This is a genomic window from Synechococcus sp. BMK-MC-1 (assembly GCF_014279955.1).
GTDB lineage: Bacteria > Cyanobacteriota > Cyanobacteriia > PCC-6307 > Cyanobiaceae > Synechococcus_C.
In genome coordinates this window covers 1058345-1077723 of record NZ_CP047939.1, presented here as the reverse complement: position 1 = coordinate 1077723, position 19379 = coordinate 1058345, and the positions used below count along the sequence as shown (strand labels likewise).

Annotated in this window: 24 protein-coding genes and 1 tRNA gene; 8 read left to right on the top strand and 17 right to left on the bottom strand. The window is 59.2% G+C overall.

Annotation, left to right across the window (positions count from 1 at the left end; genetic code table 11):
• Positions 1-9: 9 nt before the first annotated feature.
• From SynBMKMC1_RS06120 to SynBMKMC1_RS06100, 5 genes are all read right to left on the bottom strand, one after another.
• Complete coding sequence (locus SynBMKMC1_RS06120; RefSeq protein ID WP_011932971.1) at positions 10-420, bottom strand: Mini-ribonuclease 3; 411 nt, start codon at positions 418-420, stop codon at positions 10-12.
• On the bottom strand, positions 417-764 hold the full coding sequence (locus tag SynBMKMC1_RS06115) for an STAS domain-containing protein (protein WP_186473352.1): 348 nt from the start codon (positions 762-764) through the stop codon (positions 417-419). The genes SynBMKMC1_RS06120 and SynBMKMC1_RS06115 overlap by 4 nt, the downstream gene beginning before the upstream one ends.
• An 83-nt stretch (positions 765-847) precedes the next feature.
• On the bottom strand, positions 848-1993 hold the full coding sequence (carA, locus tag SynBMKMC1_RS06110; protein ID WP_011932969.1) for a glutamine-hydrolyzing carbamoyl-phosphate synthase small subunit: 1146 nt from the start codon (positions 1991-1993) through the stop codon (positions 848-850).
• Positions 1994-2027: 34 nt separating this feature from the next.
• On the bottom strand, positions 2028-3074 hold the full coding sequence (gene trpD / locus SynBMKMC1_RS06105) for an anthranilate phosphoribosyltransferase (RefSeq protein ID WP_186473081.1): 1047 nt from the start codon (positions 3072-3074) through the stop codon (positions 2028-2030).
• A gap of 147 nt (positions 3075-3221) precedes the next feature.
• Positions 3222-3569: a DUF3288 family protein gene (locus tag SynBMKMC1_RS06100; RefSeq protein WP_186473080.1), complete on the bottom strand. Its 348-nt coding sequence runs from the start codon at positions 3567-3569 to the stop codon at positions 3222-3224.
• A 38-nt stretch (positions 3570-3607) separates the two neighbouring features.
• Between SynBMKMC1_RS06100 and SynBMKMC1_RS06095 the strand changes: the two genes are divergently transcribed.
• From SynBMKMC1_RS06095 to SynBMKMC1_RS06070, 6 genes are all read left to right on the top strand, one after another.
• Positions 3608-5359, top strand: a complete 1752-nt coding sequence (locus SynBMKMC1_RS06095) for an ABC transporter ATP-binding protein (protein WP_186473079.1) — start codon at positions 3608-3610, stop codon at positions 5357-5359.
• A gap of 72 nt (positions 5360-5431) precedes the next feature.
• Positions 5432-5689 carry a hypothetical protein gene (locus SynBMKMC1_RS06090; protein ID WP_011932965.1) on the top strand — a complete coding sequence of 86 codons (258 nt, stop codon included), beginning with the start codon at positions 5432-5434 and terminating at the stop codon, positions 5687-5689.
• A gap of 24 nt (positions 5690-5713) precedes the next feature.
• The gene (gene msrA / locus SynBMKMC1_RS06085) at positions 5714-6436 is read left to right on the top strand and encodes a peptide-methionine (S)-S-oxide reductase MsrA (protein ID WP_011932964.1); all 723 of its coding nucleotides are present in this window, start codon (positions 5714-5716) and stop codon (positions 6434-6436) included.
• The gene (locus SynBMKMC1_RS06080; protein ID WP_186473078.1) at positions 6433-6612 is read left to right on the top strand and encodes a hypothetical protein; all 180 of its coding nucleotides are present in this window, start codon (positions 6433-6435) and stop codon (positions 6610-6612) included. The genes msrA and SynBMKMC1_RS06080 overlap by 4 nt, the downstream gene beginning before the upstream one ends.
• A gap of 13 nt (positions 6613-6625) precedes the next feature.
• The gene (locus SynBMKMC1_RS06075) at positions 6626-6973 is read left to right on the top strand and encodes a hypothetical protein (RefSeq protein WP_041428467.1); all 348 of its coding nucleotides are present in this window, start codon (positions 6626-6628) and stop codon (positions 6971-6973) included.
• A gap of 14 nt (positions 6974-6987) precedes the next feature.
• Positions 6988-7061 (top strand) — tRNA-Pro (locus SynBMKMC1_RS06070).
• Between the two features lie 55 nt (positions 7062-7116).
• Here the strand turns inward: SynBMKMC1_RS06070 and SynBMKMC1_RS06065 are convergent.
• The 11 genes from SynBMKMC1_RS06065 to SynBMKMC1_RS06015 form a co-directional block, all read right to left on the bottom strand.
• A complete protein-coding gene (locus SynBMKMC1_RS06065; RefSeq protein WP_186473077.1) occupies positions 7117-7788 on the bottom strand; it encodes a cysteine dioxygenase family protein in 672 nt (223 codons plus the stop codon).
• A 1-nt stretch (position 7789) separates the two neighbouring features.
• Positions 7790-9298 (bottom strand): GNAT family N-acetyltransferase, encoded by a 1509-nt coding sequence (locus tag SynBMKMC1_RS06060; protein ID WP_186473076.1) that lies wholly within the window; start codon positions 9296-9298, stop codon positions 7790-7792.
• On the bottom strand, positions 9295-10317 hold the full coding sequence (locus tag SynBMKMC1_RS06055) for a DMT family transporter (RefSeq protein WP_011932959.1): 1023 nt from the start codon (positions 10315-10317) through the stop codon (positions 9295-9297). The genes SynBMKMC1_RS06060 and SynBMKMC1_RS06055 overlap by 4 nt, the downstream gene beginning before the upstream one ends.
• A gap of 9 nt (positions 10318-10326) precedes the next feature.
• On the bottom strand, positions 10327-11085 hold the full coding sequence (locus SynBMKMC1_RS06050) for a hypothetical protein (protein WP_186473075.1): 759 nt from the start codon (positions 11083-11085) through the stop codon (positions 10327-10329).
• A 5-nt stretch (positions 11086-11090) separates the two neighbouring features.
• On the bottom strand, positions 11091-12200 hold the full coding sequence (locus SynBMKMC1_RS06045) for a Rieske 2Fe-2S domain-containing protein (RefSeq protein WP_186473074.1): 1110 nt from the start codon (positions 12198-12200) through the stop codon (positions 11091-11093).
• 2 nt (positions 12201-12202) lie between these two features.
• Positions 12203-12715 (bottom strand): hypothetical protein, encoded by a 513-nt coding sequence (locus SynBMKMC1_RS06040; protein ID WP_186473073.1) that lies wholly within the window; start codon positions 12713-12715, stop codon positions 12203-12205.
• The gene (locus tag SynBMKMC1_RS06035; RefSeq protein WP_186473072.1) at positions 12712-12978 is read right to left on the bottom strand and encodes a hypothetical protein; all 267 of its coding nucleotides are present in this window, start codon (positions 12976-12978) and stop codon (positions 12712-12714) included. The genes SynBMKMC1_RS06040 and SynBMKMC1_RS06035 overlap by 4 nt, the downstream gene beginning before the upstream one ends.
• A gap of 59 nt (positions 12979-13037) precedes the next feature.
• Positions 13038-13670 carry a Crp/Fnr family transcriptional regulator gene (locus SynBMKMC1_RS06030; protein ID WP_186473071.1) on the bottom strand — a complete coding sequence of 211 codons (633 nt, stop codon included), beginning with the start codon at positions 13668-13670 and terminating at the stop codon, positions 13038-13040.
• 172 nt (positions 13671-13842) lie between these two features.
• Positions 13843-14823, bottom strand: a complete 981-nt coding sequence (pstS, locus tag SynBMKMC1_RS06025) for a phosphate ABC transporter substrate-binding protein PstS (RefSeq protein WP_186473070.1) — start codon at positions 14821-14823, stop codon at positions 13843-13845.
• Positions 14824-14914: 91 nt separating this feature from the next.
• Positions 14915-15220, bottom strand: a complete 306-nt coding sequence (locus tag SynBMKMC1_RS06020) for a hypothetical protein (protein ID WP_186473069.1) — start codon at positions 15218-15220, stop codon at positions 14915-14917.
• Positions 15221-15290: 70 nt separating this feature from the next.
• Positions 15291-16109: a 3'-5' exonuclease gene (locus SynBMKMC1_RS06015; protein ID WP_186473068.1), complete on the bottom strand. Its 819-nt coding sequence runs from the start codon at positions 16107-16109 to the stop codon at positions 15291-15293.
• A gap of 82 nt (positions 16110-16191) precedes the next feature.
• Between SynBMKMC1_RS06015 and SynBMKMC1_RS06010 the strand changes: the two genes are divergently transcribed.
• Both SynBMKMC1_RS06010 and SynBMKMC1_RS06005 read left to right on the top strand, forming a co-directional pair.
• The gene (locus SynBMKMC1_RS06010) at positions 16192-16650 is read left to right on the top strand and encodes a peroxiredoxin (protein ID WP_186473067.1); all 459 of its coding nucleotides are present in this window, start codon (positions 16192-16194) and stop codon (positions 16648-16650) included.
• Positions 16647-17372 (top strand): DUF1350 family protein, encoded by a 726-nt coding sequence (locus SynBMKMC1_RS06005; protein ID WP_186473066.1) that lies wholly within the window; start codon positions 16647-16649, stop codon positions 17370-17372. The genes SynBMKMC1_RS06010 and SynBMKMC1_RS06005 overlap by 4 nt, the downstream gene beginning before the upstream one ends.
• 2 nt (positions 17373-17374) lie before the next feature.
• Here SynBMKMC1_RS06005 and acs read toward each other — a convergent pair whose 3' ends face one another.
• Positions 17375-19345 (bottom strand): acetate--CoA ligase, encoded by a 1971-nt coding sequence (gene acs, locus SynBMKMC1_RS06000; RefSeq protein WP_186473065.1) that lies wholly within the window; start codon positions 19343-19345, stop codon positions 17375-17377.
• Positions 19346-19379 lie beyond the last annotated feature (34 nt).

Sequence of the window (19379 nt, the reverse complement as noted above, 5' to 3'; positions counted from 1 at the left end):
GATCGATGGTTATGACAGGGATGATTCGGTTTCTTCAAGGCGATCGAGAAGCTGGGCTAGCCGCGCGGGACTGTGAAGAAAGAGCCAGCCAACCATTGTCTCAAATCCCGTGGCCTTCCCATAAGCCGCGGGGTCCCCACCACGGGGCCCCTTACCGGCACGGTTGCGACCGCGACGCACGAGATCCCGTTCCAAATCGGTCAGCAGAGGCTGAAGGCGCTCCAGGGCAAGAGCCTGCGCATCAGCCCGAACCTCCGACACAACCGCACGATGCAAGTCGGCGGAACGACCAGGCCGCCGGCAATGTCGCAGCCGTTGATGGAGTTCCCAAACCGCATCACCAAGCCAGGCGAGCTGGAGAGGTCCAAGGTCTGATGCTTGCGAAGGCAAGGCCTGCTGAAGCCGGATCCAGTCGCTCAAGCAGCCAACTGCGTGAAGGCCGTCTGCAGGTCGTTCACCAGGTGCAGAAACTCTTCAAGCCTGACCAGCTTCACCGTTTGGGTGACCCGGGCATTGCCCACCATCACGAAACTGCGTTTGGCGTCTTTGCACTGCTTGACGAGCTGCACCAGAGCCCCCAAACCAGATGAATCAAGGAAATCGATCTTGCTCAGGTCGAGAACCGTTGGGGAGGCATTGGCCTTGAGAACGTCAGTGACGTAGCTGAGGAACTGCTTCTCGGAATAGGCATCCAGCTGTCCTGTGAAGTGAAACACCAGACACCCATCCTTCTGCTCAAAGCCGCCACGAAGGGAAACAGTCAGTCGCTGAAGTTCAGTGATGGGAACAGACCCCCTTGGATCGCGTCGTGCGAAGTGTAGGGATGCATACCTGTGCAGACCACGGATCAACGGCGATCCGACATCAGTGTGACGAATCGGGAAAAATGATGATCCGCGTCGTGAGGTCCAGGACTGGCTTCCGGGTGGTATTGCACGCTGAACACAGGTTGATGGCGGTGGGCCATCGCCGCCACCGTGCGGTCGTTGAGGTTCAGATGGGTGATGTCCACCTGGTCTTGGGGAAGGCTTGCGGCGTCGAGCGCAAACCCATGGTTCTGGCTGGTGATCTCCACCTGGCCAGTGGTGCCGCAGGGATGGTTGAGTCCGCGATGGCCGTAACCAAGCTTGAACGTTTCACCACCGAGGGCCAGACCGAGGATCTGATGGCCGAGGCAAATCCCGAACAACGGCAGCGTTTGCTGCGCGAGGAGGCCACGGGCCAGCTCAATCCCATGCGTGACAGCCGCGGGGTCACCAGGACCGTTGGACAGGAAAACCCCCTCGGGCTCATGGGACAGAACGGTGTTCAGATCCACCGATGCGGGAAGCACCGTGACGGCACAACCGTGGCCCACGAGCCGATCGAGAATGGCTCGCTTGATGCCGAAGTCAATCGCCACAACACGGAAGGGGTGATCGCGTCGGCCGGGTTGCAAACGACGGTCAAAGGCCACGCTGCAGGGCTTCTCCCAGGTGTAGGCCTCTGCCGTAGACACCCGATCGGCAAGGTTGAGCCCCTCCATGGAAGGAGCGGCGAGAAGCTCCTCGCGCAGATCGACCGGATGGCGCCCTGAGGACGAAATGATCCCGTTCATCGCGCCCGTTTCGCGCAGGTGACGCACCAGAGCGCGCGTGTCGATTCCCTGGATACCCACCACACCCTGCTGTTCCAGCCAGGTCTGCAGACTCTGGGTGGAGCGCCAGTTGCTGGAAACCGGAGACAGCTGGCGGGCGATCAATCCACGCACGTGGGCGTGATCAGCCTCCTGGTCGTGAGCATTCACGCCGGTGTTGCCCAGCTCTGGGTAAGTGAACGTGACCAGCTGACCGGAATAGCTGGGGTCGGTCATCACCTCCTGATAGCCAGTCATCCCCGTGTTGAAGACCACCTCACCCACGACAGTCCCCAAAGCTCCGCAGGCCAGGCCTTGAAACACGGTTCCATCAGCGAGCATCAGCATCGCCGTGTTCCCGGATGAGGCTGCATTCATTGTCGAACTGATCCCTTCAGCACGTCAGATACGTTCATTCTTCCTTGGCGGGGGACAGCGCAGTGCGCAGCTGTTCCAGGCGAGACCATGGAGAGCCTTGGGACAGGGCTGCGAGAGCCTTCTGCGCACCCTGCTTGAAATCGGATTCCACACCAGCAACCCAGAGCACAAGCGCTGTGTTGAAAGCAACCACCTCGTTCTGCGCCTGGCTGCCGCGCCCGCTCAGCAGTTCTTCAAGGATGGTCTGATTGCAAACCAGATCACCTCCACGCAAGGCATCGAGCGGTGCCTGCTGCAAACCCAGATCCTCCGGAGCAATCCATTCCGAGCGCACCTGACCCTTCTCCAGGATGCGCACAGGGTTGGGGCCCGCCAGGGAGGCTTCGTCCAAACCGCCTGATCCGTGCACCACCACAGCTCTGTCCTGCCCCAGCGAGCGCAAGGCTTCGGCCATGGGATCGAGCAGGTCATCCGTCGCCACGCCGAGCACCTGGCCATCAGGACGCAGGGGATTCACAAGAGGGCCCAGCAGGTTGAACACGGTGCGCACACCCAGGCTCTTGCGCAGCGGAGCGAGATTCACCAGTGCGGGATGCCAAGCGGGTGCAAACAGAAAGGTCACCCGTGTGGCAGGCAAGGCGTCTACCACCTGAGCGGCAGGAGCCTTGAGATGGAGACCCAAGCCCTCGAGAACATCAGCAGAGCCGACCTTGCCGCTCGCACTGCGATTGCCATGCTTTGCCACGGTGGCTCCGCAAGCGGCAGCCGTGAACGCCACAGCCGTGGAAATGTTGAAGGTGTCCGCACCATCTCCGCCCGTGCCACAGGTATCCACCAGGCGCAGAGTCGGTCGCTCGCAAGGGAGGGGGCTGGCCTGGCGCAGCACTGCGGCCATCGCTCCCAATTCGGTTCCATCCACGCCCCTCGAGCGCAGGGCCGCAAGAAAGGCACCCGTTTGCACAGGCGTGAGCGCCTCCGCAAGCCAGGCTTCCATCAGCTCTGTGGATTCGGCATGGCTGAACACACCGCCATTGAGCAAGTGATCAAGACGCTTGGACCAGGACATGGGCGAAGAAACCATGGAGCAGAGCCTCTGACGCGTTGCAGCGACCCGTGAGCAGAAAAAAACCCGGGTGCTTGAGCACTCCGGGCCAGGTGATGGGGATAAACCAATATCACCCACAATGCGCTTGCTGGCCAGTTCTTCCGGCGCCTCTTCGTCTCAGCGTTACGGGCTGTCGGATTGCTGAGCATCGAAACCGGATCCCACACCGTCCGCTTCGGATTGGCCGGGACGGAAACCTGCAGACCAGAGCGCCCGCGCCTTGCTATTGAGCTCCTCGCGGGATAGCCCCCAGAAGGTCAGAACCCGATCGAGATCGTTGCGAAGGGAAGCGGCACCGGGGAACGGTTCATAACGCATGAAAAGCCGCGCCAGGTCTGTGATTTCCTGATCGCCTGGGCGTTCACAAGCCAGCAGATGATCCACGGTGTCGCGATCAATCGCCTCGAGAGGATGGTTCTGATCACCGGAATCGGACACGCCACGCTCGCGATTGGCCGCAGCCTGACGCATCGACTGATGCCTAGGTTGTTGTCTGTTCAGGATCTCCGATGGCCGCCTTCCGCCTCGATCTGATCGGCCGCTACCTGAAACCTCACCGACGCACGGTGATGCTTGGCGCCATCGCTCTTGTGGTGGTGAACATTCTCAGCGTCACCATCCCTTTGGAAGTCCGGCGGGTCGTGGACGATCTTCAGAACGATTTTGCGCTGTCGGATGTGCTGACCCAGGCCGGCTGGATCGTTCTCCTGGCGAGCTCGATGGCGGTGGTGCGGTTGATTTCCCGTCAACTCGTGTTCGGTGTGGGGCGCCAGGTGGAGGTGGAGCTGCGCCAGAAGCTCTTTGACCAGATGCTTCAACAGGAGCCCGGCTGGGTTCAAAAAACCGGCAGCGGCGAAGTGATCAGCAGAGCCACCAGTGATGTGGAGAACGTTCGCCGGCTGCTGGGGTTTGCCGTGCTCAGTCTCACGAACACCGCGTTGGCCTACGCCTTCACCCTGCCGGCCATGTTGGCGATTGACCCAGGACTCACCGTGGCAGCCATTGCGCTTTACCCGGTGATGCTGGGATCCGTCCGACTGTTCGGGCGAAGAATGATGCATCAGCAGCGCCGGCAACAGGAGGCGTTATCAGGACTGAGCGAACTGATCCAGGAGGACCTCTCAGGCATCGCTGCGATCAAGATCTACAACCAGGAAGATCAGGAACTCGATGCGTTCAGTTCTCGCAATCGCCGCTACCGCGATTCCGCGATCCAACTGGCCAAAACCCGCAGCACTTTGTTTCCCCTCTTGGAGGGAATTTCCTCGATCTCCCTTCTCCTCCTGCTGGCCCTCGGTAGTGGGCAGCTTCAACAGGGCACGCTGTCGATCGGCGGACTCGTGGCGCTGATTCTGTATGTGGAACGGCTGGTGTTCCCAACTGCGTTGTTGGGATTCACTCTGAACACCTTTCAAACCGGTCAGGTGAGCCTTGAGCGGGTGGAGGAACTCCTCTCAAGAGAACCTTTGATTCGCGACAGCGGCCAACTGACCCCACTTCAACAGCCAGTGCGTGGCGAGCTTGAGGCCCGCAACCTGCACATCCGATACGAAGACAGTGCAAAGGACACGTTGAACGGCCTCAGCTTCCGCATTCGAGCTGGAGAACTCGTGGCTGTGGTGGGTCCCGTGGGATGCGGGAAGACGACCTTGGCAAGGGCCCTCGGCCGGATGGTGGATGTTCCAGCTGGAGAGCTGTTCCTCGATGGTCATGACGTGACCAGACTTCGCCTCGATGATCTGCGTGCTCAGATCGCTCTCGTCCCCCAGGAGGGCTATCTGTTCACCAATTCGCTGGCAGACAACCTCCGCTACGGCGAGCCTCAGGCTTCCATGAACAGGGTGGAGTCCGCAGCGGAGCAAGCACGGTTAATGAGCGACGTTCGCGGCTTCCCTGACGGCATGGACACCCTGGTCGGGGAACGGGGGATCACCCTCAGTGGAGGCCAGCGCCAGCGCACGGCCCTGGGACGGGCCCTGCTGATGGACTGTCCTGTGCTGGTGCTGGATGATGCCCTCGCGAGCGTGGACAACAACACAGCCGCTGAAATCCTCACATCAGTGCGCCGTCAGACCCAAAGAACCGTGGTGATGATCAGCCACCAGCTCTCTGCCGCTGCTGCATGCGATCGCATCCTCGTGCTCGAAGAGGGTCGCCTTGTGCAGCAAGGACATCACAATCAGCTGATCCAAGAAAGGGGGCTTTACCGCAGTCTTTGGGAGCGGGAACAGGCCGAGGAACGGCTGGAATCCGTGGCCTGACGCAACGCTTGCGCAATGAACGGCGGACAAAGCTCACGCCTTCGGCTTAGCTGAGATCACTGCCCTGGAATCATGACGTCAGGCAACGACACCCCATTTCACGTTCGCTGCACGCTCACGTTCGGTGACATTTACGTCCAAATCCTGGCTTGGATGGCTGTGATCTTCGTGAGCCTCGCTTCAGGCCTGGCGCTCATGGGGTCTTCAAGACCTCTTTTTGCACTCGTTGGGGTGGGATTGATTCTCGTTCTGAGCCTGCCGTTCCTGCTCTTTGCCTTTGTCACCACCTTGCTCAATCACATTCGCCTCGATCCAGTGACAACCCCCTAATTTGGGCTCTGATGTGTCCTTGGCATGCTCCCCAATTGGTTGACAGGGTCCACGGGGACTCGTGAGCAGGGCGATGGCATCGAGCGCCATGTCGTGCTCGGATCTCCCCTGCGCGCTCCCCTGATGGAGGACCAGGAAGAGATCGTGTTCGGTTGCGGTTGCTTCTGGGGCGCCGAAAAAGGCTTCTGGAGGCTCCCAGGCGTGATTTCAACGTCTGTGGGATATGCAGGCGGTCAGACCGACCAACCGAGTTACGACCAGGTTTGCAGCGGACGAACCGGCCACACCGAAGTGGTGCGCGTGGTGTGGAGCACCCCTGCCATCGACGTCAGTGACCTACTCAAACTGTTCTGGGAGTGTCACGATCCCACCCAGGGTGATCGCCAGGGCAACGACCGAGGCAGCCAATACCGATCAGCGATCTACACCACCAATGCCCGCCAGATGCAATTGGCCCAGGCCAGTCGTGCTTGGTATCAAACCGCCCTCTCCGCGGCTGGCCACGGTGACATCACCACAGAGATCGCCGCCGATCGTCCGTATTACTTCGCTGAGGGCTATCACCAGCAGTACCTGGCAAGACCAGGAAGCAGGCCCTATTGCTCGGCGATGCCCACAGGGGTCGCCCTCGGAGACTTCGACGGGGCTGACTACCGCTTGCCCGACACGGTTTGGAGTCACTACGACTGGACCATCAGCCATTGCGTGCTGCGTGGCGACAACAGTCCGATTGCGTTGAATCCGTGAATCGCACCCTCCCGGATCGCTGGGTGATCGCCATTCTGGTCGCGACCGTGCTCATGGTGTTCGCCCTGGCGTTCTCCCTCCGAGCACCGTCCCCAGACGGCCAGCCCTTCCTATGGCGAGACTCTGGACCAACGCTCGACAGCACTCCGAGCAATCCTGGAACCCTCGCGATCTGACCAAGACAGCCCTGTGTCCTCCCCTCCCAAACCAACCGCAAAGCGTCGCCTCCATCCTCTGCCAAGAGGTCTCGTGGAGCTGTATGGCCTGATTGCGGTGCTCGTGGTGTTGATCCCGGAATGGATCGCGGACGGCACGATCAACATCGGAGAGCGGGGGGCGAAAGCACCGTTGCCGATGAGCTCGCGAGCCTGGAGGACCTTGCCGGAGTTGCAGCTTGCCTCCATGGGCATGCGAGAGCTGCGCGAGCTGTCGAGAGAACTGCGCATCTGGGGGTATTCAGGCGAATCACGCGAGCGGCTGACCGTCCGTCTTCTCGCCCGGATCCGACGACGGATCAAGAGCGTGGATGCCTTGTGATAACTTGATTCTGACGGGGCGTAGCGCAGCTTGGTAGCGCACCACTTTGGGGTAGTGGGGGTCGTGGGTTCAAATCCCGCCGCTCCGATTTCACCGTCGCCTTTTCAGGGCATTTCATCCCTCTACGGAGGGATTTTTTTTGTTCAGGCGTGGGCCATCACTTGCAGACGCGCATCCCGCAACCGACGTTGATGGGAGACGAGCGAGGAATTGGCCCTCAGTCCCGTGATCTGACGTTTCACCTGACTGTCAGGCAAGGCAAAGAACACGCCTCCATCAGTGAACTGGATTACCCCTTCCACCACATCGAATACACGGGCATTGGCGGTGATGGTGGCTAATGGCTGGAGAGCCGCATAAACATGCAAACTCACAAAAGGATTGCTGCTGGCGTTGCCCATCTGATGAATCAGGCGATGATCAACTGTTTGAATCTGACCAGGGTAGTAGTCACTTTGACGCTCAAATTCAAGCTGTGATCCATTAAGCCTGAACAACGAATGCGTTGCAGGACCAAAAGACTGAACGACTCCCCAGTGGGCCGTACCATGGTCATGGATTGCGCTGAAATCACCAGGGATCCAGCTCATCACCATGAGCTCAACAAAATCAGATTTCCAGACCAATCGCCGCCCATAACTATCTTCCAAAGGGTGATGGAATTCTGCCCATGGCAAAAGATCCTGCTCAACCAATCCAGCATCAGCAACGCGGCGCTCAAGTTGGGCAAGGCTCGAGGGAGGCTGTTCACCAATTGATGCAATCAGCGCTTGTAGACGCCGAGACATGCCAAGCGCTGTTCCAGGCACAGCCATCTCAAACCAACAAACACTGAAGGATCACAACATCGTGCCACGAATTTCCGAGAAATCCCACCTCTTTCTGAATGCCGACATGCTCAAACCCATGCCTCAGATGAAACGCCACACTCTGGTCATTCCTGGACACAACTTTGGCCACCAAATGCCGATAGCGCATCTCCCGCGCTTTGCCAATCACAAAGCTCTGAAGCTTGGAACCCAATCCCCTTCCCCGTGCAGACGCATGCACATAGGTTGATGTTTCTGCCGTGAAGCGATAACCCCAGCGCGGCGAATAAGCCCGCAACTCCGTCCACCCCAGCACCTCCCCGCCCAGGGTGAGCACCCAGAAGCCAGACCTCTCTCCGCAGGCGCTCAACCGCTGCCGGAAGGACTCTGCCGTCATCAAGCCGGCGTCCATGGTGACGCCGCCCTGATCAACCGACTGCTGGTAAATCGCAGCCATCGCTGGCGCATGGTGATTCTGGGCTGACTCGATCAACGGGTCGCCTTCGGACTGACCGAAAATCCGCATCCATCCCAACAATTGCTGCATGGCATCAGGACCACCCAGCTCAGCCACCCTGGAAAAACCGCCGATGTTGCCCACATTGATCTCGCTCACCACGGGCTCTCCCGTGTCACCAGTGAGAAAGTCGTAACCGAGCACCCGCAGCCCCATCGATCGATAGGCCGGGGCCGTGGCTGCAACAACGCAACGCTCGTCCTCTGAGACCGGTTCCAGTTCACAGTCGGCATCAAAGGAGACATTGTTGATCCAATGACCACTCCGCGATCGCCGGCGATAGCCGGCGACGACCTCCCCATCCACAACCAGAACGCGTTTATCTCCCTTGCAAGTGCCAGGAAGGAACGGCATGACCAACCATTCCTCAGCAACATCACCGATCAAACCCATCACAGGCTCCAGAGAGGGAAAGGTCTCGACCTGGCGTAACCCCTGACTCAACTGCACACCCCCAGCAGATCGACGCAAGCGGGACACACCACGGCCTTGGGTGCTGTTCGGTCGCTTGATCACGATGTCGCCCCAGAGCTCAAGAACGTCGGCCAGGGCCTCGGACGAGCGAATCAACCGCGACGCAGGCATAAAGGACCCGGCAATATCAGCCAGGAACCAAGAAGCCAGCTGCCTGATCTTGCTGGAGGGCCGGTTCAGAAAGCGCGTGAGTGGCTCCAGCTGCTGCAGCAATTCGAGGTGCCGGGGAGGGAACGGCTTCAGCGTTCTGCAAAACAGCAGATCAAAGCGCTCTGCAGGCAGAAGCTGCAGATCCCTGAGAGGCTCTGCCGTCCAGAGGGTGGCTGCGGCTCGATCGCTGAGACGAAAAGCAGGAAGCTTGTTGGTATCACCCCTCATCAACGACACTCGCAAATCGGGCAGAGGGAGATGAAACGACTCAAACGCCTGATCTCTGGCCAATGCCTGATAGAAGCGGATCACGTCAGATCCGGGTTGATCGCGATACGCCAGGGCATCGCAGATCACACCAATGCCCACCGTCATACGGACGGGGAAACGACGTTGTCCCCTTGCATCAACAGATCAGCCTTACTGCTGGTTTCACGCTTATCTTCCGCGACTTGCGCCACAGGTGCTGGCTTTCCGAAGGTGGTGATGGCGATCCCCACCAGAATCACAACTGCTGCGATTAACTGCTTGCTATCGGGGATGTTGTTATTCACAAAGTAGGCGAAGGTGAGGCCTACAAGCGGGGCTGGCGAAGCCCAACGCCCCATACTCACGGAGCTCAATTCAGCAGACGCCTTATACCAAAGCCATTGGGAAACAACGATAATCAAACCAGCATAAACAAGCATCACAACCCAGAGAGAGCCGGCAAAAACATCGGCGAAATGATGTACACCAAACAAATAGATAGCAACGAAGAAGAAAATCACACTGCCAGACAGATTCCTCGCAAAGAGCAACACCGGCATCGAGATCTTCCTGGCAACCAGCTTTTTGCCAATGATCGAGACAATCGAAAAAACGAACGTCGAAGCGATCATCATTGCGTCGCCTTTATTGACATTGCCGCCGGTACTGAATAACACAATCATCAACACACCAACAATGATGAAGCCATTGCCAATCCAAACAGGCCTTGACAGCACGGTGCCCAGAGCAAGGGCACCGATTAAGGCGTACAGAACAGGAGCCATGCGGCCGATGAGGATGGCGTTACTGGCAGTGGTGTACTCAAGTCCGGTGAAGATCAGGGCCGATATCAACGCGGTCAGCGCACCATCCAGCAACATCAAGCCCTTGATCGACCACGGAAGATCAGAAATCTCCCTGAGGATGGCTGCCGGTTTGAACAACGTGAGCACGAGCATCGCGGCACAGAAATTGCCGACCAACAGCACGTTGCAAGGTGACAACGCCTGATCGAGTCCGCCACTGAGACTCATGGCATGAACGATCAGGAACGAAACGATGACCGGGCGAAGGGAGGCCAGAGATCGCGAAAACAGGACCTCGAGCTGGGGGGAAACCATGGACTGAATCGGCAGGCGAAACAACGAAAACGTTCAGAGCAGCGAGCGGTATGTGGAAGGGTCGGCACGCAGCAACAGGAGATCATTCAACTTCAGCACTTCCCCGCGGATCTCGAGAGGCAGGGCAACGCGATCAAGCACCCTGTCGTTGACGGCATCACCCTGCTCATCAAGAAGCAGGAGATCCAGTTCCTGACCCTGCGCGTTGCGCGTGTGGAACAGAGCAGGCACACCTCCACTGATGCAGCGAACGGCACAACCGAGATGGGTTTTACCAGCACCGGGCTTCATCACCCCGGAGAAACATTTGGCGTCGATAATCTCTCCCTTCAGGGTGAATGTCCCAAGGGGCGTCGCTTCGCTCGGAACCGGTTGGGCCGAAAGAGGCGCATCCAGAACCGTGGCGCGATTGGTGTTCATCACCGTCAGGCTCCCATTGGAAAACAAAGCTCCGCGCAGCTTCACCCATTCACCGGACTTATCCAGCACCGATGCTGGCGGCGCGAGCTTCACGGTGCTCGCCAGCAGAACCCTGGAATATGCAGACTCGCCCGACCCCTCAGGCCTTGGGATCAGCAATTGCGGTGCACCAGGACCATCGAGGAGCAAACCACTGATCTCCCGGGTTGGTTGGCGCCAGCCAGGACCGAACTGATCCTGAAGGGCTGGAACTACGATCGAGAGGATCAACGTGAGCACACTGAGGCCAAACACAAGCCAAATCACGAAGGCACGCAGCCCCGGCGGCAGTGGCAGGTAATGAACAAAAAAAGGAGTCTTGCTCTGTGGCATAACGATCAACTCACTGCGTTGAGAACGGGCTGGAGCGCCACGTACACCCGGCCCTCTTGAATGCGCACGGGGAACACCGGAACACGCTCCTCAAACGGCGGAGGGGAAACGCCAGTGTCCGCGCGGTATTCCCAGCCATGCCAGGGACACACCACACAGCCATGGCTGAGGCGACCATCGGCCAGAGGACCGTTTTGATGGGCGCAGACATTGCTGAGGGCATAGACCGCATCGCCCTGACGGAAGAGGGCAACGCGTTCACCGCGGATCACCACCGGTGTGCCGCAGCCCTCCTCTAGGTCAGCGAGCGCCATCACATCCACAAACCCCTCGCCAGCACGAGCATCCGCCTGAGACATAAGGGATCGATCGGCCTTGCGTTCCCGCCAGCCACTGATGAGATGCAACCCGATCACACACACAAACGACACCAGAGCCAGAGCCGTGAGCCAGGGGTCACGGTTGGTCTGCAGAGGACCAAGGAGGATGTGTCCGACAAGCAGGGCATAGGCGACATACACAGCCATGTGAATGGCCTTCCAGATCGGAGGCGTGAGATTCACAAGCCAGAAGTCGTGGCTGGTGGCAGCCATCACGAACATCACCAGCAGAGCCCCAAGCCCGAGAAGTTCAAACGGAAAAAACGTGAGGCTGTCGAAATGGCGATTCCCCACAAACAGGGACACGAGGGGATCGAGATCGCCGAAATCGTTGTACCAGGGCAGGGCTCCGAAGAACTGAAACGGAATTCTGGGAACAGACAGTCCGAGGGCTTGAAACGGCTGGGCAGGCAAACGGAAGCCATGCACATGGAACAACGCCAGCAGAAAGGCGAGAACACCCATGTGTCGCCGATTGAACAGCAGCACGTGAAAGCGCTTGTTCAGACGACTGAGAGGACCGATGCAGAGGATGATGCTGAGAAGGATGAAGGCGGCGCTTCCGTAGGCCCTGATTTCGACCCCTTCCCATTCAGCAACAGAACCAACAGCACGGTTGAGGGCATAGGTGATCTGGGTGAACACCACCAGATAGCCCATCACCAGGGCAAGAAGAATGCCGTCGTAAATCAGCTTCTTACGGGTCCACTGAACGGCTTGATACGGATGCCCCATGATCAGCGACTCTCTTGAAACAGATTGGAAGGAAGCGCAGCCAGATCAACGCGTCCGAGGGTTTTGGCTAGGGGAAGACTGCGAAACACAAGCCCACCGGGGCGGTCCGTGGAAAAGTCGCTTGGCAAAGGCAAGGCAAGGGCCGATGCGCCAGAGAGCTGTCCGAGAAACACCGCCGCTGGAGGCGTGTCACCTGAAGCATTGCCGCGGGTCCACAAGACCTGAACCTGGGCCTCGGATTGAATCTGCAGGGGTTGGATCAAAAGCGTTGGCTGACCCAATGCGTCCTGCTGGTAACCCAGCAGGACGGGATGACCATTCACCTTGACCCGAACACTCTTCGACGCCGAAAGAGGTGCACTGGAAAAACCAAGTGACTGAAACAGCGGGGCTGCGGCAGGCGACGAAATGGGGACAGCCGGTCGTAGAGCCAGAGCCGAAACAGACAGCACCAGCGCAAGCAGCGCAATCAGCGGAAACAGGCGCCTGTGTACGATGCGATGGGAACGAATCATGGCCGCACAGCCAGGCGATGGGCATTGCGCTCCTGCGGTGGCCCTTGATGGCGCACCCAGCGCACAAGCAGGAGTGGCCAGAACAGTGACACGCCAGGAATGATCACCAGTCGGAACAGAGGGTGGGACCACCCCTTGGCCGCCGGATCGATCGCCTGCACACCGAACAGTGAGAACAGAATGGCCATCAACAGGCCTGCATACCAATAACCCTGCACGGCATGCAGGGCCAACAGGACCAATGGAAACGAGGAATCAGCCAAGGCCTTAAACCATCAACTCATTTCTAGGGAGACTCCCTGGAGCTGACAATCCGGTTGATTTATTTCTTGGGCAGATGGGTGATTACAAGGTGACGCTGGGCATCAATCTTGAGCCAACCCTCATCCCTGAGGAGACCAATCACACGGGTCACTGTCACGCGTGTTGTACTCAAGGCGCTCGCCATCTCCTGATGGGTCAAACGCAGGTTCAGGCGCAATCCTTCATCACAGGGCTGACCGTAATCCTGGGCCAGCAATTCAAGAAAACCGCGAACCCTCTCTTCAACGCGGCGCAACCCAAGAAGTGAGAGCAGGTATTCCGATTGGCGATAACGCAGAACAACAGCATCAAGAAGTGCTTTGGCGAGATCAGAGGATTCGCTCACCTCCGCCATCGTCACGCACAGGAGATCGCAATCTGTGAGGGTGACGGCTTCATAGGCCTCCACGGTGCTCAGAGGCTCGCCGAACGGCTCATTGGGCCCAGCCAAACCCAGCAAAAGCTCATCACCATGCACGGAAACGGCACCGAGCTTCACCATGCCTCTCACAACAAGCCAGAGGCTGTTCTTCAGCAAAGGCACCACACTGCCCGCCGCAAGATGCACCAGGTTGCGCTTCTGAAAATTGTTCTCGAGCAGCTCAAGAAAACCGTCACGACGGCTGGGTGCGGACTGAGGAGCAGAGACCATGGCTGAAGCTCTCGATACAACGAAGTGTATGGAGCACAACATCCCTCGCAGGCAAAGGGATGGGGATCAGAGCTTTAAGGGTCCCCTAAAAGTTCGGAAAGATAAAGGAAACATAAAAAAGGAGGGGTTACCCCCTCCTCGTTCATTCGATCATTGAAGTTGATTCAGTGAATCACTTACCGATCTTGTTCACAGCAGCCTTGGCCTTGCTGAGGATGGCGCCCTTCAGAGGAACGAAACCCAGCTTGGGTGCCTGGTTCTGAGCTTTGTCGCTCAGCATGAAGTTGAAGGCTTCCTTGACAACATCAGCGTTCTTGCCATTGCCGGTCTTGTAAGCCAGCACCCAGGTGAGGGTGGCGATGGGATAAGCACCCTTGGCAGTGGGGTTGGGGTTCTTGCCAGCCAGGTTGGAATCCAGCTTGATGCCGTTCAGTGCGGTGGCACCGGCCTTCACAGAAGGCTTGAGGAATTCACCGGACTTGTTCTGCAGGGCTGCAGCCACAACCTTGCCCTTGATGTAGGACTGGTTGACGTAACCGATGGCGCCAACTTTGTTCTGAATGGTGCCAGCGACGCCGGAGTTGCCCTTGGCACCCACAGCGTTCTTACCGGGCCACTTGACGGACTTGCCGGTACCCAGGGTCCACTCAGAGGAGAAGGCCTGCATGGAGTTGGTGAAGGCCTTGGTGGTGCCGGAACCGTCGGAACGGTGCACCCAGGTGATGTTGCCGGGGGCGCAACCGAGCTGCTTCCAGTTGGTGATCTTGCCGATCGCCACCTGAACAGCCTGCTTCTGGGTCAGCTTGAGGTTGCAACCGGGCTTGTTGTAACCGAAGGCGATGGTGCCGCCCACCATGGGGATCTGCACGACACCGCGCTTCACCTTGGCCATGTCCTTGGGCTTCATCGGATCGTCAGAAGCACCGAAGTTCACGGTCTGGTCGATGAAAGCCTTACGGCCGGAACCGGATCCAACAGCCTGATAGTTGACCTGAGGGCCACCGGCCTTGGCCAGTTCAGCGAACCAGCGCTGGTAGATCTTGGCTGGGAAAGACGCACCTGCACCGTTCAGACGATCAGCGGCAGAAGCGGAAACGCCAGCTCCAAGAGCCAGCAAAGAGGAAAAAATGAGAGCCTTCTTGGCGAAGCTCATGGGAAGCCTGGGAGAAATCGGCGTCCTAGGAGTAGCTAACCGAAACGGATTTGGTCGTTAGCAGTAGGTTAAGGGAGTGCGCAAAGCCAGTTCAGGGCCGTCGAGACTCATCTTTGGTCTCAGGCGAGCTGCAAGAACGTGAGCGCGTTCCGCCGCTCTCGAAGGGAAGGCGAGTCGACACGCTGTAGCGGGTGAGCCAACGATTCACCCGACTGCGCTGACAGGAAGGAACCTCATTCAGCAGTTGGGAAAGTTCCAGTGCTCCAAGCCTTTTCAGCTCGCGGACATCCACATGCCAAAGACATTCCGCCTCACGGATCAAACGCGCCCAGGTTCTGACCTGCTGCCATCGCTGCAGGCGCAATCGAACGGAATGGCGTTGCGTCGAGACGTTCATACCGTCAGGGTGGCCGCTGAGAGGCAACCCTCGGCAAAAACCCCGCGTGGCTTCGGACTGCTGAAGCAAATCAGGATGCCTGCGGCAACGCAGCCTCCACCGGCACCACGCGGAAGGGAAGCTCCCGCTCTTCTCGCTCCGAAAGCCGCCTGGCCCAGGCACCCTTGATCGGATCATTCCAACGGAAGCCCGCGTCTCGAGCGAGATGGCGCTGGTCGTAGGACACCTGAGCACGCACGAGTCGGCGTGGCTCCAGCGCATGGGCGATCAGTCGCTCGAGGTCGTCGCAGCGCTGAAACACCTCGGCCAGATAGATGCAATCGGTGAGAGCACGATGCGCTGACCACACAGGAATTCCATAGGCCAGAGCAAGGTCGATCACCGAAGGCCTGGCTCGCAGATTGCGCGCTTCTGGCCAACGGACATCTTCAAGGGTGCAAAGCCAGGGACGTGTTGCTTCTGGCAACGACCCGCGACCGAACCATTGGCGATCAAAGGCTGCGTTGTGCGCCACGAGGTAATCAGCGCTGGCCATCATGCGCTCAAACCAAGCCAGCCCATCCCCCCAGGGCTGATCAAGGCGACTCACCTCCGCAGGGATTCGATTGATCGCTTCTGCGGGATTGCGATCGACCGGCAGCAGACACGACATCTGAGCCAGAACCTGACGATGGGGGATGGAAAACAGGATGGCTCCCAGTTCGAGGCACTGATCACGGTCAGCATCCAGGCCTGTCGTTTCCGTATCAACAATCAACAAACGGGATGGAGGCCCTTCCGATGAGGGTTCTGCGCTCGACGGCGTCTCGATCGCGCACACTGGATCGGACGGCGTTTTGAAGTCCTGCAGCAGATCCAATTGACCGGACTCCAGGGAACTGTCAGTCATGGGTGGGGTCATCAGATCTCAGCAGGCCCATTCTCTCGTCACCAGCAAAGGCTTCCTAAGCTGGCCTCAGCGCAAAATCCCGATGGCTCTGAAGACTGGCGACGCAGCTCCGAGCTTTGCTCTGGAAGATCAAGACGGTCAGATGCGCCGGCTCGAAGACCTCAAAGGGAAGATTCTTGTGCTGTTTTTCTACCCGAAGGACGACACTCCCGGGTGTACAGCCGAAGCCTGCACGTTCCGGGATCAGCACTCCGATCTCACGGCACTGGGTGCTGAAGTTTGGGGCGTGAGCGGGGACGACGCTGTCAGCCATCGTCGTTTCGCTGAACGCCATCAATTGCCCTTTCCGCTACTGAGCGACAACACGGGCAACCTGCGCCGATCCTTTGGCGTTCCCAAAACCTTCGGACTCCTCCCCGCACGGGTGACGTACGTGATCGATCAGCAGGGCGTGATTCAACTGGTTTTCAACAACCTCCTCGATGGACCAGCCCATGTGAAGGAGGCAGAGGCGGTCGTGCGCACTCTGGCCGCAGGGTGACCCGTTGGCAGCGACGCGGTCAGTGCTGGTGTCTGTGGCCAAAGGACTCCGTCCGAGGCCTCGTGGACTTCATTGGTGGCAGTTATCTCGCCACCAATCCCCAAATCAGCTACCGACGCCTCCTGGAATGGTTGGCTGATGAGGGCTATGCCATCCACGCCTGGAGTTACGTTCCTGGATTCGACCACCAACTGCAGGCCCGCGAGGGCTGGCAACAACTCAGGACGTGTCGACTCCGCCTCGAAGAACGGCTCAACACCACTTACACACCCTTGCGACTCGGGCACAGTCTTGGCTGCAAGCTCCATCTTCTCGCTCCGGACGATGGGCGCGGCTGCAGCGGTTTAGCAGCGCTCAGTTTCAACAACTTCACCGCCGAACGCTCCATTCCCCTGCTTGGGAGCCTGGCTCCGAAGCTCGGTGTGGTCACCGAGTTCAGCCCCGGGCCAACGGAAACGCTCAACATGATCGAGCGTTTTTACCGGCAGAACCGCAATCTGGTTGTGCGCTTCGGGGAGGATGCCCTCGATCAAAGCGACGATCTGATTCAGGCGCTCCAGCGCAGACCTGGGGACCAAAGCCGCTTTGTGCAGACCACTGGCGACCACCTCACCCCAGCGAGTGCAGGACTGCGCCAGGGACTTCTGGGCGACTGGGCTGATGACCCAGGTCGCAGTCGACGCATCCGCCGCTTGGTCGACCTCCTGCTTGCCTGGGCCTGAGATCAGGCCCTTAAGCGATCCAGCACGGAGCGATCTTCCAGGGTGCTGGTGTCACCAGTCACATCCTCCCCAGCTGCCAGTGCCCTGAGAATCCGGCGCATGATCTTGCCACTGCGCGTTTTGGGAAGGGCATCACTGCAGCGGATTTCATCAGGGCGAGCGATCGGACCGATTTCGGTTCCCACATGAGCCCGCAATTCAGCGATCAGTGCATCACTGGCTTCGCGCTCCACCTCAAGGGTGACGAAGGCCACGATGCCCTCGCCTTTGAGATCGTCAGGACGCCCGACCACAGCGGCCTCCGCCACCGCAGGGTGACTGACCAGGGCTGATTCGATTTCCATGGTGCCGAGACGGTGGCCCGACACATTGATGACGTCGTCCACGCGTCCCATCACCCAGAAGTAACCATCTGCATCGCGACGCGCACCGTCACCAGCGAAGTAGATGTGGCTGCCATCGTCTGGACGGATGTGCTCCCAGTAGCTCTGACGGAATCGCTCTGGATTGCCATGCACCGTACGCATCATCCCGGGCCAGGGACGACGCACCACCAGATATCCCCCCTCATTGGCCGCCACACTGTTGCCCTCAGCATCCACCACATCGGCTTCGATTCCGGGAAGCGGGAGGGTGGCTGAGCCAGGTTTGGTCGGGGTGGCCCCAGGAAGAGGGCTGATCATCACGCCGCCGGTTTCGGTCTGCCACCAGGTGTCAATAATCGGACAGCGGCCACCACCGATCACATCCCTATACCACATCCAGGCTTCAGGGTTGATGGGTTCACCGACGGTTCCGAGCAATCGCAAGCTGCTCATGTCGAACTGATCCGGCACGGTTCGGCCGCTCTTCATGAACGCCCGGATCGCTGTGGGAGCGGTGTAGAAGATTGTGACCCCGTGCTTCTGGATCACCTCCCAGAACGCCCCAGGCTTCGAAGGTCGTGGCGCACCCTCGTACATCACTGTGGTGGCCCCGTTCGACAACGGGCCATACACGATGTAGCTGTGACCGGTGATCCAGCCCACATCCGCTGTGCACCAGTACACGTCGTTGTCGCGGAGATCAAAGATCCACTGAAACGTGAGGTGGGCCCAGAGGTTGTATCCCGCGGTGGTGTGCACCACCCCCTTGGGTTTGCCAGTGGATCCAGACGTGTAGAGCACGAAGAGCCGATCTTCGCTCTGCATCGGCTCCGCTGGGCATTCGCTGGACTGGCCATCCACGAGCACATGCCACCACTGGTCGCGGCCCTGGGCCATCTCCACCGGCTGTTGGGTGCGCTGCACCACCAGCACGGAGGTCACCGATGGACAGGCACCGCCGGCCAGGGCGGCATCGACGGCAGGTTTCAGTGAAACGGGCCTGTCCTTGCGGAAGCCACCGTCAGCCGTGATCACGGCCTTCGCCTCTCCATCGATCAGGCGGTCTCGAAGCGCTTCTGCGGAGAAGCCACCAAAGACCACTGAGTGGGGAGCGCCGATGCGGGCACAGGCCAGCATGGCAATCGCCGCCTCCGGAATCATCGGCATGTAGAGGGCCACCAGATCCCCTTTGCCAATGCCCATGGATTTGAGCGCATTGGCCGCCTTGCACACCTCAGCGTGCAGTTCTCGGTAGGTGAAGCGGCGGACATCGCCGGGTTCCCCTTCCCAGATCAGGGCCGTCTTGTTGGCCGTCTCACCGTGAAGATGGCGATCAAGGCAGTTGTGCGAAAGGTTGGTGGTGCCCCCTTGAAACCAGCGAGCAAAGGGAGGATTGGACCAGTCGAGCACCTGCTCAAACGGTGTGAACCAGTCGAGTTCCCGACGAGCCGCATCACCCCAGAACGCGTCTGGATCCTTCCTGGCTGCATCGGCCATGGCCTGGTAGGCCTCCATGCCACCGATCCGGGCTGACTGGGTGAGCTCAATGGGCGGAGCAAAAACGCGCTGCTCCTTGAGCACGCTTTCGATCGTGGAACCTTCGCTCATCGCCAGCAGCCGCTTGCAGTGTCACGGCAAGGTT